14 protein-coding genes are annotated in these 14,185 nt (G+C 72.8%); 2 read left to right on the forward strand and 12 right to left on the reverse strand.

Annotated features, from left to right (window positions below; genetic code table 11):
- Positions 1-72 precede the first annotated feature (72 nt).
- The 8 genes from AB0H12_RS09850 to AB0H12_RS09885 all read right to left on the reverse strand — a co-directional run bounded on the left by AB0H12_RS09850 (position 73) and on the right by AB0H12_RS09885 (position 8,570).
- Positions 73-699, reverse strand: a complete 627-nt coding sequence (locus AB0H12_RS09850; RefSeq protein ID WP_499622204.1) for an SRPBCC family protein — start codon at positions 697-699, stop codon at positions 73-75.
- Positions 696-1,550 carry an FAD binding domain-containing protein gene (locus AB0H12_RS09855; RefSeq protein ID WP_499622206.1) on the reverse strand — a complete coding sequence of 285 codons (855 nt, stop codon included), beginning with the start codon at positions 1,548-1,550 and terminating at the stop codon, positions 696-698. Before AB0H12_RS09855 ends, AB0H12_RS09850 begins: the two co-directional genes overlap by 4 nt.
- Positions 1,547-4,009, reverse strand: coding sequence for a xanthine dehydrogenase family protein molybdopterin-binding subunit (locus tag AB0H12_RS09860; RefSeq protein ID WP_499622207.1), 2,463 nt, complete (start codon positions 4,007-4,009; stop codon positions 1,547-1,549). The genes AB0H12_RS09855 and AB0H12_RS09860 overlap by 4 nt, the downstream gene beginning before the upstream one ends.
- Complete coding sequence (locus AB0H12_RS09865) at positions 4,006-4,548, reverse strand: (2Fe-2S)-binding protein (protein ID WP_499622208.1); 543 nt, start codon at positions 4,546-4,548, stop codon at positions 4,006-4,008. Before AB0H12_RS09865 ends, AB0H12_RS09860 begins: the two co-directional genes overlap by 4 nt.
- 72 nt (positions 4,549-4,620) lie before the next feature.
- Positions 4,621-5,727: an XdhC family protein gene (locus tag AB0H12_RS09870; RefSeq protein WP_499622210.1), complete on the reverse strand. Its 1,107-nt coding sequence runs from the start codon at positions 5,725-5,727 to the stop codon at positions 4,621-4,623.
- Positions 5,720-6,805, reverse strand: coding sequence for a vWA domain-containing protein (locus tag AB0H12_RS09875; protein ID WP_499622212.1), 1,086 nt, complete (start codon positions 6,803-6,805; stop codon positions 5,720-5,722). Before AB0H12_RS09875 ends, AB0H12_RS09870 begins: the two co-directional genes overlap by 8 nt.
- On the reverse strand, positions 6,802-7,680 hold the full coding sequence (locus AB0H12_RS09880) for an AAA family ATPase (RefSeq protein ID WP_499622213.1): 879 nt from the start codon (positions 7,678-7,680) through the stop codon (positions 6,802-6,804). The genes AB0H12_RS09875 and AB0H12_RS09880 overlap by 4 nt, the downstream gene beginning before the upstream one ends.
- Positions 7,677-8,570: an AraC family transcriptional regulator gene (locus AB0H12_RS09885; RefSeq protein ID WP_499622215.1), complete on the reverse strand. Its 894-nt coding sequence runs from the start codon at positions 8,568-8,570 to the stop codon at positions 7,677-7,679. Before AB0H12_RS09885 ends, AB0H12_RS09880 begins: the two co-directional genes overlap by 4 nt.
- Before the next feature lie 72 nt (positions 8,571-8,642).
- Between AB0H12_RS09885 and AB0H12_RS09890 the strand changes: the two genes are divergently transcribed.
- Both AB0H12_RS09890 and AB0H12_RS09895 read left to right on the forward strand, forming a co-directional pair.
- On the forward strand, positions 8,643-9,449 hold the full coding sequence (locus tag AB0H12_RS09890; protein WP_499622217.1) for an NADP-dependent oxidoreductase: 807 nt from the start codon (positions 8,643-8,645) through the stop codon (positions 9,447-9,449).
- Positions 9,450-9,521: 72 nt separating this feature from the next.
- Positions 9,522-9,743 carry a PspC domain-containing protein gene (locus tag AB0H12_RS09895; protein ID WP_499622219.1) on the forward strand — a complete coding sequence of 74 codons (222 nt, stop codon included), beginning with the start codon at positions 9,522-9,524 and terminating at the stop codon, positions 9,741-9,743.
- Here AB0H12_RS09895 and AB0H12_RS09900 read toward each other — a convergent pair whose 3' ends face one another.
- The 4 genes from AB0H12_RS09900 to AB0H12_RS09915 are packed head-to-tail and all read right to left on the reverse strand — an operon-like array spanning position 9,744 to position 14,093.
- Positions 9,744-11,093 carry a beta-N-acetylhexosaminidase gene (locus AB0H12_RS09900; protein ID WP_499622220.1) on the reverse strand — a complete coding sequence of 450 codons (1,350 nt, stop codon included), beginning with the start codon at positions 11,091-11,093 and terminating at the stop codon, positions 9,744-9,746. It lies immediately after the preceding gene.
- On the reverse strand, positions 11,090-11,935 hold the full coding sequence (locus AB0H12_RS09905) for a carbohydrate ABC transporter permease (RefSeq protein ID WP_230569751.1): 846 nt from the start codon (positions 11,933-11,935) through the stop codon (positions 11,090-11,092). The genes AB0H12_RS09900 and AB0H12_RS09905 overlap by 4 nt, the downstream gene beginning before the upstream one ends.
- Positions 11,932-12,819 (reverse strand): carbohydrate ABC transporter permease, encoded by an 888-nt coding sequence (locus tag AB0H12_RS09910; RefSeq protein ID WP_499622222.1) that lies wholly within the window; start codon positions 12,817-12,819, stop codon positions 11,932-11,934. Before AB0H12_RS09910 ends, AB0H12_RS09905 begins: the two co-directional genes overlap by 4 nt.
- Positions 12,819-14,093, reverse strand: coding sequence for an extracellular solute-binding protein (locus AB0H12_RS09915; RefSeq protein ID WP_499622223.1), 1,275 nt, complete (start codon positions 14,091-14,093; stop codon positions 12,819-12,821). The genes AB0H12_RS09910 and AB0H12_RS09915 overlap by 1 nt, the downstream gene beginning before the upstream one ends.
- Positions 14,094-14,185: the final 92 nt, after the last annotated feature.

The raw sequence follows: 14,185 nt of genomic DNA on the forward strand, positions 1-14,185 counted from the left end.
GCGACCCGGTGCACGCCGCGAGCAGGCAGAGGCAGGCGACCAGCCCGAGGACCGATCGCCCGCCGCGCGCGTTCAGCGGTGCCGCCCGCGGAGCCTGCGCACCAGCAGCGCCACCACCAGCAGCCCGGCCACGACCGGCAGCACCCGCTTGAGCACGGGCGCACCCGCCGTGTCGACCAGGTCGATCGGCTCGTCGGGCACGGCGCGCAGGTGCGGCTTGGCGGCGGTCTCGGTTCCAGTCACCTCCTCAGCTTCCGCCGGCGCGAGCCGCGTCGCCAGGCATTCCGCGAACTCGCCGATGATCCTGCCGCTGACCTCGCTGATCAGACCCCGGCCGAGCTGGGCGGGACGGCCGGTGACGTTCAGGTCCGTGACCACGGACACCTCGGTGCCGTCCGAGGCCGACACCAGCGCCACGGACACCGAGGCGGACGCGGTGCCGTTGCCCCTGGTGTCCTTGCCGGACGCCTTCAGCACGGCCGCGTGCACCCGCTCGTCCACGGAGGTGAACTCGCCGGTCCCCTTGTACACCAGCGTGACGGGCCCGAGCTTGACCTTGACCGTGCCGGTGAACTTCCGCCCCTCGACCCCGGTGAGGGTGGCGCCCGGCATGCACGGCGCCACCTTCTCCGGGTCGAGCAGCGCCGCCCACACGTCCGGCACGGGCGCGGGGACGGCGAACCGGTGCTCGAGCTTCATGCGCTCACCGCGGCCGTCACCGCCCGCTCGGTGAGCACGCGGGCCAGGTGCGACCGGTACTCGGCGTCGGCGTTGCCGTCGTTCGGCGGGTCGGCCCCCTCGGCGGCGCGGGTGGCCGCCGCCGTGATCGCCTCGGCCGTCGCGGGCTGCCCGACCAGCGCTTCCTCCACGCCGCGGGCCCGCACCGGGGTCGGACCCATGTTGGTCAGGCCGACGCGCGCGGCGGCGATCCGGCCTTCGGACACCCGCACCGCGGCGGCCACGCCCACGATCGACCACGCCTGCGCGACGCGGTTGAACTTCTCGTAGTGCGCGCCCCAGCCGGTCAGCTTGGGCACCTTGACGTGGGTGAGCAGCTCGTCGGGCGCCAGCGCGGTGGTGAAGTAGTCGACGAAGAACTCCGCCGCGGGCACCTCGCGCGTGCCGCCGGGCCCGGCGCACACCATCACGGCGTCCAGCGCCAACGCGGGCGCGAGCAGGTCGCCCGCCGGGTCGGCGTGGGCGAGCGAGCCGCCGAACGTGCCCCGGTGCCGCACCTGCGGGTCGGCGACGGTGTCCGTGGCCAGCCGCAGCAGCTCCGCGTGCTCGCGCACCAACGGGTCGCGCTGCACCTCGTAGTGCGTGGTCATGGCGCCGATGCGCAGCGAGTCGCCGTCGTCGTGCACGCCGGTCAGCTCGGTCAGCCCGGACAGGTCGACCACCACGGTCGGCACGGCCAGCCGCATCCGCAGCACCGGGATGAGGCTCTGCCCGCCGGCCATCACCTTGGCGTCCTCGCCGCCGGCGGCCAGCGCGCGCACCGCCTCGTCCACCGTGGCGGGCGCGACGTAGTCGAACTCGGCCGGGATCATTCCGCGCCTCCCCGCTCGTCGGCGGCGCGCGAGTCGATGGAGCCGAGGCCGCCACCCGCGCCGGGTGTGGTCGGCACGCCGTCACCGCGGCCGTGGATCGCCTTCCACACCCGCATCGGGGTGCACGGCATCTCCACCTCGGTGACGCCCATGTGCCGCACGGCGTCGACGATCGAGTTGACCACGGCGGGCGTGGACGCGATGGTGCCCGCCTCGCCGACGCCCTTCACGCCCAGCGGGTTGCTGGTCGCGGGCGTCTCGGTGCGGTCGGTGGTGAAGTGCGGCAGGTCGACCGCGGACGGCAGCAGGTAGTCGGCGAAGGTGGCCGTGGTGAGCGTGCCGCTCTCGTCGTGCACCGCCTCCTCGTACAGGGCCTGCGCGATGCCCTGCGCCAGGCCGCCGTGCACCTGGCCCTCCACGATCATCGGGTTGACCACCTTGCCGACGTCGTCCACGCACACGTAGGAGCGGATCTTCACCGCGCCGGTCTGCGTGTCGACCTCGGTGGCGCACAGGTGCGTGCCGTGCGGGTAGGAGAAGTTCTCCGGGTCGAACGTGGCCTCGGCGTCCAGGCCGGGCTCCACGCCGTCGGGCAGGTTGTGCGCGACGTGCGCGGCCACCGCCACGTCGCCGAGGGCCATGGTCGTGGACGTGCCGCGCACGGAGAACGTGCCGGCCGTGAAGTCGACGTCGTCCTCGGCGACCTCCATCAGGTGCGCGGCGACCGTGCGCGCCTTGGCCAGCACCTTGTCCGCGGCCAGCACCACGGCCACGCCGCCGACGGCCAGCGACCGCGAGCCGTAGCTGTCCATGCCGCGGTGCGAGACGCGCGTGTCGCCGTGGAGCACCTCGACGTCCTCGAACGGCACGCCGAGCCGGTCGGCCACGATCTGGCTCCACGCCGTCACGTGGCCCTGGCCGTGCGGCGAGGTGCCGGTGATCAGCTCGACCTTGCCGGTGGGCAGCATCCGGATCGCCGCGTGCTCCCAGCCGCCCGCCGCGTACCGCAGCGCGCCGAGCACGCGTGACGGCGCGAGCCCGCACATCTCGGTGTAGGTGGAGATGCCGATGCCCAGCTGCACCGGGTCGCCGTCGGCGCGGCGTTCGGCCTGCTCGGCGCGCAGCGCGTCGTACCCGAACAGCTCCTTCGCGCGGGCGGTGGCGGCCTCGTAGTCGCCCGAGTCGTAGGTGAGGCCCGCGACCGTGGTGAACGGGAACTCCTCGTGCTTGATCCAGTTCCGCTCGCGCAGCTCCAGCGGGTCGACGCCCAGCTCGGCGGCCAACTCGTCCATGATCCGCTCGATGGCGAACGTGGCCTCGGGCCGTCCCGCGCCGCGGTACGCGTCGGTCGGCACCTTGTTCGTGAACACGTTCGTGCAGGTGAACCGGTAGGCCGGGAACTTGTAGATGGCGTTGAACATGAACGCGCCCAGGATCGGCACCCCGGGCGAGACCAGCCGCAGGTAGGCGCCCATGTCGGCGAGCAGGTCCACCTTCAGGCCGGTGACCGTGCCGTCGCGGCGGGCCGAGATCGTGATGCGCTGCAGCTGGTCGCGGCCGTGGTGGGCGGACAGCATCGACTCGGTGCGCGACTCGGTCCACTTGACGGGCTTGCCGAGGCGGCGCGCGACCAGCAGGGTCAGCACCTCCTCCGGCGTGACCTGGAGCTTGCCGCCGAAACCGCCGCCGACGTCGGGCGCGATGACCCGGATCTGCTGCTCGGGGATGCCGAGCACGGCCGCCAGCATCCAGCGCAGGATGTGCGGCACCTGGGTGGCCGACCACATCGTCACCGAGTCCGGCGACGGGTCGACCACGACCGAGCGGGGTTCCATGAACGCCGGGATCAGCCGCTGCTGGCGGAACGTGCGCTCGACGACCACCTCCGCGTCGGCGATGGCCTGGTCGACGTCGGACCCGGTGCCCGCCTCGGCCGAGTCGAACACCCAGGTCGCGCTCTTGTTCGAGCCCAGGTCGGGGTGGACGAGGTCGGCGTCGTCCGCGATCGCGCGTTCCATGTCCAGCACGACCGGCAGGTCCTCGTAGTCGACGTCGATCAGGGACAGCGCGTCGTGCGCCTCGGCGGCGCTCCGGGCCACGACCAGGGCGACGGCCTCGCCCGCGAAGTTCACCCGGTCGACGGCCAGCGACGGGGCGGGCGGCGCCAGCATGTCCTCGGTGATCGGCCACGCGCACGGCAGGCTGCCCTGCTCGGCGGCCAGGTCCTGGCCGGTGAGCGCGACCAGCACGCCGGGCATCCGCACGGCCTCGGTGACGTCGACCGAGGTGATCCGGGCGTGCGCCACGGGGCTGCGCAGCACGGCCATGTGCAGCATCCCGGCGAGCTGGATGTTGTCGGTCCACCGGGTCGCGCCGGTGATCAGCCGGGCGTCCTCCTTGCGGCGTCGGGCCCGGCCGACCTCCCGTGCTCCGGCTTCCGGTTCGGCGGTGGCGGTCATTCACCACCGCCGGCGTGCATCGGGGCGCGGTCGACCAGCGCCGTCTCGTCCACGCGCTCCGCTTCGGGGCCGGAGCCGGGGCTCATCGTCCGCGCGGCGTCGCGGACGGCGCGCACGATGTTCTGGTAGCCGGTGCAGCGGCAGAGGTTGCCCTCCAGGCCGTGCCGCACCTCGTCCTCGTCGGGGTCGGGGTTGTCCGCGAGCAGGTCGATGGCCTGCATGATCATCCCGGGGGTGCAGAACCCGCACTGCAACGCGTGGTTGCGGTGGAACGCCTGCTGGACGGGGTGCAGCTGCCCGTCGCGGGCGAGTCCCTCGACGGTGGTGACCTCGCGGCCGTTCGCCTGCACCGCGAGCACGGCGCACGACTTCACGCTGTGGCCGTCGAGGTGGACCGTGCACGCGCCGCAGTTGCTGGTGTCACAGCCCACGACCGTGCCGGTCTTGCCGAGTCGTTCGCGCAGGTAGTGGACCAGCAGCGTGCGCGGTTCGACGTCGTCGCGGTAATCGACGCCGTCGACGGTGACCGTTATCCGCATGAACCCTCCAAGAGTGGTGGTGATGGGGGTCACAGCCGAGCCTGCTCTTTGTTGCCTCGTCAAACAACCCCCTCACTTGTGGATGGAGCCGTCCGTCCTGGCCAGTCGCTCACCTCCCCCGCCCCAGCGCAGCGCGATGATCTCCGCGGCGATCGACACCGCCGTCTCCTCGGGCGTGCGCGCGCCGAGGTCGAGGCCGATCGGGGACGCGAGCTTGGCCAGTTCGCCCTCGGCCAGGCCCGCCTCGCGCAGCCGGCGCAGCCGGTCGTCGTGCGTGCGGCGGGAGCCCATCGCGCCGACGTAGCCGAGCTTGAGGCGGAGCGCGACCTCCAGCAGCGGCACGTCGAACTTCGGGTCGTGGGTCAGGACGGCGACCACCGTGCGCTCGTCGACCTTCCCGGCGTCGGCCTGCCCGGCGAGGTAGCGGTGCGGCCAGTCGACGACGACCTCGTCGGCTTCGGGGAACCGGCTCTTCGTGGCGAACACCGGGCGCGCGTCGCACACCGTGACGCGGTAGCCGAGGAACGCGCCCAGCCTGGCCACGGCGGCGGCGAAGTCGATCGCGCCGAACACCAGCATCCGGGGCGGCGGCTCGAACGAGTTCACGAACACCGCCATGCCCTCGCCGCGCCGCTGCCCGTCGGGCCCGTAGTGCAGGGTGCCGCTGCGGCCGGTGGCGAGCAGGCCGCGGGCGTCGTCGGTGATGGCGTCGCGGGCTCGGGCCGAGGGGATGTCGCCGGTGGCGCGGTCGGGCCAGACGACCACCCGCCGGCCGACCCACTCCGGGTGTTCCACGATCGTGGCGATGGCCACCGGTTCCTGCGCCCGGACCGCCTCCAGGACCTCGGGCAGTTCGGGGAAGCTCCGCCGGTTGACCGGCTCGACGTAGACGTCGATGATCCCGCCGCAGGTCAGGCCCACCGCGAACGCGTCGTCGTCGCTCACGCCGTACCGCTGGAGGACCGGCCGGTCCTCGCGCACCACCTCTTGGGCCAGTTCGTAGACCGCGCCTTCGACGCAGCCGCCGGAGACGCTGCCGACGACGGCGCCGTCCGCGCCGACCAGCATCGCCGCGCCGGGTGGGCGGGGCGCGGAGCTGAACGTGGCGACCACCGTGCCGACGCCGACCGTCTCGCCCCGGTCGACGCGCTCGGCCAGTTCGGCGAGGACATCACGCAAGTCGAACCTCCTCCAGCAGGGCGTGCAGGGTGTCGAGGCTGTGCCCGGCGAGCAGCCGGTCCAGGTGCGGGAGGGCGGCGACGATGCCGGACTGCACCGGCCGGTACCCGTCGTGGCCGGCGTGCGGGTTGACCCAGACGACCTTGTGCGCGAGCCGGCTGAGCCGTCGGACCTGGTCGGCGAGCAGGGCCGCGTCGCCGCGTTCCCAGCCGTCCGAGCAGATGACCACGACGGCGCGCCGTGCGGCTCCGCGCTGGCCCCAGCGGTCGAGGAAGGCCTTGAGCGTCTCGCCGAGCCGGGTGCCGCCCTCGTAGTCGGGCACGGCGCGCGCGGCGGCTCCGAGCGCCTGCTCCGGGTCGCGGTGGCGCAGGTGGCGGGTGACGCGGGTCAGGCGGGTGCCCAGCGTGCAGACCTCGACGGGCATGCGGCGGGCGACGACGTGCGCGAAGCGGAGGAGGGCGTCGGCGTAGGGCTTCATCGAGCCGGAGACGTCGATCAGCAGCACGACCTTGCGGGGCCGGGTGGCGCGGCGGCGGTGTCGCGGCCGGGCCGTCTCGCCGGTGGCGAGCATGTCCTTGAGGGTGCGGCGTGGGTCGATCGCGCCTCGCCGTGCCGGTGTCCGGCGCAGCGCGCGCCTCCTCGGCGGGACGGGTTCGAGGACGGCCAGCAGTTCGTCCAGGTGTCGTTTCTCGGCGGGGCTGAGCGTGGCGATGTCCTTGCGCCGCAGCACTTCCACGTCACTGGCGGCCACCTTGACCGCGGGCGCCGCCCGGCTGTGCCTCGCCGTGCCGTTGCCGAGGGCGGCCAGGTGACTGGTCTGCCGGGCGCGCCTGCCCGGCGGAGCGGGCGGCATCCCCCCGAACCAGGCCGCGAACGCCGCGTCGTACCGGGGCAGGTCGTCGGGCTCGCCGCACAACGTCACCCGACCCGCCCAGTAGACGTCCTCGCGCCGTGCCACGTCGAGCAGGTCGACCGCCGCGACGAACGCCTGCACCCGCTCGGGCCCGCACGCGACGCCACCGTGCCGGAGCGCGCGGGCGAACCCCACGAGCCCGACCGACGCCCCGGCTCCCGTCATCCCCCGATTGTGCTCCCGGTCACGCCGCCCAGCACACCGGCTGAAAGGGCGCGCTGGGCGTCCTCCCGGTACTTGAGGACGGCACCCAGCGTGGTCGCCGCCGATTCCGCGTCCAGTTCGGTCCGACCCAGGGTGAGCAGGGCTTCCGCCCAGTCGAGGGACTCGGCGACGCCCGGCGGCTTGAGAAGATCCAGTTCGCGCAACCGCCGCACGGCTGACGCCACCTGGTGCGCGAGGCGTTCGGTGACGCCCGGCAGCCGGCGGCGGAGGATGGCGATCTCCCGGGCCAGGTCGGGGTGTTCCAGCCAGTGGTAGAGGCAGCGGCGCTTGAGGGCGTCGTGCACCTCGCGCGTGCGGTTGGACGTGAGGACGACCAGTGGTGGGGTCTTCGCGGTGATGCGGCCCAGTTCGGGGATCGTCACCGAGTTCTCGCCGAGCACTTCGAGGAGGAACGCCTCGAACTCGTCGTCGGCCCGGTCCACCTCGTCCACGAGCAGGACGCACGGCGCGTCTTCGAGCGCTTGCAGGAGCGGTCGGGCGAGGAGGAAGCGGCGGGTGTAGAGGGAGGCTTCGGCCCGCTCGGCGTCGACGGGTCCGGCGGCTTCGAGGGCGCGCAGGTGCAGGAGCTGGCGGGGGAAGTCCCAGTCGTAGAGGGCCTGGGTGGCGTCGATGCCCTCGTGGCACTGGAGCCGGATCAGGGGCAGGGCGAGCGCTTGGGCGAGCGCCACGGCCAGGGAGGTCTTGCCGGTGCCCGGCTCGCCCTCGCAGAACAGCGGCCGGTGCATGCGCAACGCCAGGTAGGCGGCGGTCGCGATGCCCTGGCCGGGCAGGTAGCCGACGCGGTCCAGTTCGGCGGCGAGCTCGTCTGGCGTCACGGGGTCGAGGGTAAGCGGCGGTAGCGGCCCGGTGCTGTGCCGTGAGCCCGCTTGAACGCGGCGGCGAAGGCGAACTCCGACGTGTAGCCGACCTGGCCGGCGATGGTCGCCAGCGGCGCGTCCGTGTCGCGTAGCAGGCGGGCGGCGGTGGTCATGCGCCACCACGTCAGGTAGGTCAGCGGTGGTTGGCCGACCAGCGCGGTGAAGCGCTTGGCGAACGGCGCGCGGGACAGGCCGGCGGTCGCGGCGAGGCCCGCCACCGTCCACGGGTGCGCGGGATCGCGGTGGACTTGGTGCAGCGCGGTGGCGATGACGGGGTCGTTGAGCGCCGCCGCCCAGCCGGTGGTCTGCGGGTTCCCGGTGAACCAGGTGCGCAGCAGGTAGAGCAGGAGCGTGTCGAGCAGTGCCGGGACGAGGGCGTCGGAGCCCAGGCGCGGGCGTTCGAGCTCGCCGGCGAGGAGGGTGACGGCGGCGTGCAGTTCAGGGCCGGAGACGAGCACGGTGTCCGGCAGGTCCCGCAGCAGCGGGTGGACGTGGTCCAGCTCGTACGCGCCGCACAACGTGACGGTGGTCGGGTTCGCGGGCACGGGGTGGTCGGCGGCGAAGTCCGGGTCGTTCGGGTCGCACGGCACGCTGGTCACCGGGGTCGTGGGACGGTCCGCGAGCGCGTGACCCCGACCGTCGGGCAGGAACACGACGTCACCCGCGCGCAGCTCGACCGGGTCGGCGCGATCGCGCAGGAGCCAGCACGTGCCCTCCAGCACGACCTGGAACCCGGACGCGCCCGGCACCGGCGCGAACCGCTGCCCCCACGGCTCCTCCCACGCCACCCGCGCGGCGACGGGCCGTCCGGTGCGCATCACCGCGATCACGTCGCTGAGCACGTCCACGAAGACGATTAAACATGAATGCAGGACCTCCAGACATGGGTCGTCTTCCACGCCGGGCCTACGTTCGACACCGTGAAGAGCGCACGCATCCACACCCACGGCGGCCCGGACGTGATCGTGGTCGACGACATCCCGATCCCCGAACCCGGTCCCGGCGAGGTGCTGGTGCGGGTGGCCGCGACCTCGTTCAACCCGACCGAGGTCGCGGTGCGGGCGGGCGTGTTCGACCTCGCCCTCCCGCACGCGCTGGGCTGGGACGTGGCCGGCACGGTCGACGGCGAACCGGTGGTCGGCTGGATCGACGGCGCGGCGGCCGAGTACGCCGTCACCACCGCCGACCGGCTCGTCACCGCGCCGCGCGCCATCCCGTTGGCCGACGCCGCCGCCCTGCCCCTGGCCGGCCTCAGCGCGTGGCAGATGGTGGTCGAGCACGGGAACGTCCAGCCGGGCCACCGGGTCCTGGTCAACGGCGCGGGCGGCGGCATCGGCGGGTTCGCGGTGCAGTTGGCCAAGCACGCGGGCGCGCACGTCACCGCCACCGCCTCTCCGCGCAGCGCGGGCACCGTGCGGGAGCTGGGTGCGGACGAGGTCGCCGGCTACGGGCCGACGGGACGGTTCGACGTCGTGCTCAACCTCGTCGCCGACGCCGAAGTCGCGCGGCTGGGCGGCGTCGTCGTCTCCGCGACCACGTGCGACGCGCCCGGCTCCCACTTCGTCACCCGCTTCGACCCGGCGCAGCTGACCGCGTTGGTCGCCTTGGTCGACCGGGGGGTGGTCGTGGTCGACGTGTCCGAACGTCACGGCCTCGCCTACCTGCCCGAACTGCACCGCCGCGCCGAAGCGGGCGACCTCAGGGGCAAGGTCCTCGTGACACCCTGAGAACAGGGGTCCGGGTGAAGTCAGGGTGCGTCCCCGATGCCCCGGACGGCCTCCCCGGCGCACTCTTGAGCCATGACGAACGACGTGCTCAACCAAGCCACCGACAAGGTCAAGAAGCTCCGCCGCAGCCGGACCGACAAGATGGTCGCGGGCGTGTGCGGCGGCGTCGCCAAGCTGCTCGGCGTGGACGCGGCGCTGGTCCGCATCCTGCTGGTCGCCGCCACCCTCTTCGGGTTCGGCGCGGGCGCCGTCCTCTACCTCGCCTGCTGGATCCTCATGCCCGAAGAGGACTGATCACCGCGGGTAGCCGGGCACGCCCGGCAGCACCTGCCACGGCCGGGGGCCGTCGAGGGGGCGGTACTCGACGCCGAGCGCGTCGAGCCGCGGCAGGTGGTGCTCGGCCAGCCGGGTCAGGAACTCCGCCACGTCGCGCTCGGCGGGGCTCCACACGACCTCGGCGAACGCGCTCAACCGGGGGAACGCGGCGTAGTCGAGGCGCCGCGGCGAGTCGAGGTGTTCGGTCCACAGGTTCGCCTGCGCCCCGAGCACCCGGTCCGCCGCCGCCGGCTCGTACCGGTAGACGTCCTCGACCGTGGTGACGGTGCCGACGGGGATCGGCTCGTCGGGGTGGTCGGACTGCCGGTAGTCCAGGTAGACGTGCTCCTCCGGGCACATCACCACGTCGTGGCCGCGGTCCAGCGCGGTCAGTCCGGGGTCCTCGCCGCGCCACGACGCCACGATCGTGCGGGTCGGCAGGGGCCCGACGCCGAGCACCTCGTCCCACCCGAACGGCCGCCGCCCGCGCTGGTGCAGGTGCTGGGCGATGCGCCGGACGAACCGGCCGTCACCGCCCTCGGCCTCGTCACCGCCCAGCCCGACGACCTCGGACGGGAACACGTCCAGCAGCTCGTCGAACACCTGCCGGTAGAAGTCCACTGTGGACTCGTCGCCCCGCAGCACGTTCGGGTTGATCCCCCAGTCCGTCCACACGCCGCCGCCGGACGCGCCGAGCTCCGGGTACGCCGCGATGGCCGCCTGGCTGTGCCCCGGCACGTCGATCTCCGGCACCACCGCGATGTGCCGCTGCGCCGCGTACGCGACGACTTCCCGCAGGTCGTCCTGGGTGTAGTAGCCGCCGTGGGGCCGTCCGGCCATGCCGCCGGAACGCCGGTCGCCGAACCGCGAGTCCGGTCGCCACCCGCCGACCTCGTGCAGCCGGGGGAACCTGCGGGACTCGAACCGCCAGCCCTGGTCGTCGGTCAGGTGCAGGTGCAGCACGTTCAGCTTGTGCACGGCCAGCAGGTCGACGTACCGCAGCAGGTCGTGCTTGGGCAGGAAGTGCCGCGCCACGTCCAGCATCACGCCGCGCCACGCGAACCGCGGGTGGTCCTCGATCTCGCACACCGGCAACGTCACCGCGCCCGGAGCCACCGCGCGGAACGCCGCCGGCCCGCTCAACTGCCGCAACGTCTGCCGCGCGTAGAACTCCCCGGCGTCGTCGGACGCCCGCACCCGCACGCCGTCCGCCGACACGGACAGCCGGTACCCCTCGGCGGGACCGGCCTCCCGCGTGACCTGGAACGTGCCGTCGAACGGCACCTCACCCCCACCGCGGGTGAACGAGACGGGACGCGGCAGGATCACGACTTCACCGCCCCGGCCAGGCCCGCGACCAGCCGGCGCTGCACCAGGATGAAGAACAGCAGCACCGGGATGGTCATCAACGTCGAACCGGCCATGATCGCCCCCCAGTCGTTCTGATCGGGTTTCACGAACACCTGCAGCGCCAACGGCAGCGTCTGGTTCTCCGCCGCCGAGATGATGAACGTCTTCGCGAAGAGGAAATCATTCCACGCGTGGATGAACGACAGCACGCTGGTCGCCACCAGGCCGGGCGCCACCAGCGGGAACAGCACCTGCCACAGGAACCGGAAGCGGGACGCGCCGTCCAGCGTCGCCGCCTCCTCCAACTCCACCGGCACGGCCGCGACGAACCCGCGCAGCATCCAGATCGCGAACGGCAGGCTGAACGCGAGGTGCACCAGCACCAGCGAGCCGAGGTGGTTCAGCCCGAACACCGGCGCCACGTCCCGCACCGACCGCATGAGGAAGAACAGCGGGATGGTCAGCGCCTCGACCGGCACCATCTGCACCACCAGCAGCATCACCAGCAGCGTGGTGCGGCTGCGGAACCGGAACCGGGTCAGCGCGGTGGCCGCCAGGAACGAGATCAGCAGGCTCAGCAGCACCACCGCGACCGCGACCACGACGCTGTTGAGCAGGTAGCGGCCGAAGCTCTGCACGGTCAACGCGCGCACGAAGCTGTCGAGCGTCGGCGCGAGCGTCCACGGCCGCGGGTCGGCCGAGATCACCTCCGCCTCCGGCTTCAGCGCCGTCAGCGCCATCCAGTACAGCGGGAACGCCACCACGGCCGCGACGACGACCGTGACCGCTTCCGCCAAGCCCCGCGACACCCGCCGGTTCACAGCGCCTCCCCGCTCCGCCGCAGCGCGCGCAGGTAGCCGAGGGTGACGAGCAGCAGCAACGCCGTCATCACCACGCCGATGCCCGCGCCGAGCCCGTACTCCGACGCGGCGAACGCCTGCTGGTAGGCGTAGACGTTGAGCACCAGGTTGCGGCCCGCGATGCCGCCGCCGTTGGTCATGACGTAGATCTGGGTGAACACCTTGAAGTCCCAGATGACCGACTGGATCGTCACCACGACCAGCAGTGGCCGCAGCAGCGGCAGGATCACCTTGGTGGCCGTCCTGGTCGTGCTCGCGCCGTCCAGCGCGGCGGCCTCCAGCACCTCGCCGGGGACGGCCTTGATCCCCGCGTACAGGGTGACCATGACGAACGGGAACGAGCACCAGATCACCTGCGCCGCGACCAGCCCGAACGCCGTCCACTTGTCGTAGGTCCAGGAGAGCCCGGTGGCGCCCAGGACCTCGTTGACGAACCCGAAGTTGGCGTCGAACAGGAACAGCCAGATCGTCGACCCGGCCACCGCCGGCGTCGCCCACGCGCCGAGCGCGGCCAGGAACAGCACCGTCCGCGCCCACGTGCGGACCCTGGTGGCCAGCACCGCCAGCGCGGCGCCGACCAGCAGGGTGCCCGCCACGCAGACCGCGGCGAACCCGACCGTCTGCCCGAGCACGGACCAGAACCGCTCGTCCGACAGCAGGGTCGTGTAGTTGCCCAGGCCGAGGAAGGTCAGCGGCGCGCCACCGCTGACCTGCTCCTGGCCGTAGTCGAACAGGGAGATCAGCACGAGCTGGTAGATCGGGTAACCCATCAGCCCGACCAGCACCAGCAGCGCGGGGGCGAGGTAGGCGAACGCGATCCGCCCGTCGCCCCTGGTCGCCCGCATCACGAGCCGAAAGCGGCGTTCATCCGGTCGGCCGCGTCCTTGGCCGCCCTGTCCAGGTCCTCCCCGCCGGCGGCGACCTGCTGCACCAACGTCGGCAGCACGGCCTGGGCGTCGATCTTGGCCCAGTCGGGCGTGACCGGCACGAACCGCGTGCCCGCCTCCAGGGTCCGGATGAACGGCTCCAGCACCGGGTTGGCCTTCGCCACCTCGGCCTGCACGTCGCCGAACGTCGGCAGGTTCCCCATCGCGTCGAACATCTTGCGCTGGTACTCCTTGCCGCCCAGCAGGCGCACGAACTCGGTGGCCAGCGTCCGGCGCTCGCTGCCCTTCATCACGCCGAGCAGGTTGCCGCCCGCGAACGCCGGCGCGATCTCACCGGCCTTCTTCCCCGGCAGCGGCACGACCGCGTACTTGCCCGCGGCGGTGGACGCGTCGACCGACTTGCGGTTGAAGTCGCCGCCCACGACCATCGCCGCCTTGCCCGCGCGGAACGCCTCGACGCTGGCGTCGCCGCCGTTGCCCGCGCACTGGGCGGGCGGGCAGATGTCGTCCGCGATCAGCTCGGTGTACTGGCGCAGGCCCGCCTTCGACTCGGGGCTGTCGATGGCGGAGACGTGCTTGTCGCCGTCCTTGCGGGCGATGTCGCCGCCGTTGGCCCACACGAACGGCAGCGCGCCGTAGGTGTACTTGCCGCCGGCGGAGATGCCGAGCAGGTCCGGCTTGGCGGCGCGGACCTTCCTGGCCAGCGGTGCGATCTCGTCCAGGGTGGCCGGTGGCTGGAGGTCCAGCTCCTGGAAGACGTCGGTGCGGTAGTAGAGCGCGCGCACGCCGACGTACCAGGGCACGCCGTAGACCTTGCCGTCCACCTTGCCGGTGTCGAGGACGGCGGGCAGCAGGTCCTTCGCCTCGTCCCAGCCGCCGAGGTCGAGTTCGGCGAACCCGCCGCCCGCGACGTAGCCCGCCAGGTCGGTGTTGCCGAACTCGGCCACGTCGGGCGCGCTCTCCGCGTCGCTGAACGCGGCCTTGAACCGCTCGGCGCGCGTTTGCACCTGGATGTACTGGACATCGACCGTGACGCCCTGGTGTGCCTGCTCGAACTCGGTGATCGCCTCCTTGACGACCGCTTCCTTCGGACTCCGGTTGACCTCGTCGAACAGCCAGACCCTCAGCTGACCCGCCTGCTCGTCACCACCGGCCGGCGCCGAGCCGGACTGGACCGGGGCACACCCGGCCAGCACGACGGCGGCCACGACGACTGCTCCTGCGAACCGCATCTCGCCCACCTCTCAGGTGTCCCGTGTTGCGTGATGTGCAATGGCTATTCCACGGGACGCAACGGCGATGCTAATGTCCGCATCGGCAAGCG

The organism is Actinosynnema sp. NPDC023794 (assembly GCF_040639675.1).
In the GTDB taxonomy this organism is placed as follows: Bacteria; Actinomycetota; Actinomycetes; order Mycobacteriales; family Pseudonocardiaceae; genus Actinosynnema; species Actinosynnema luteola.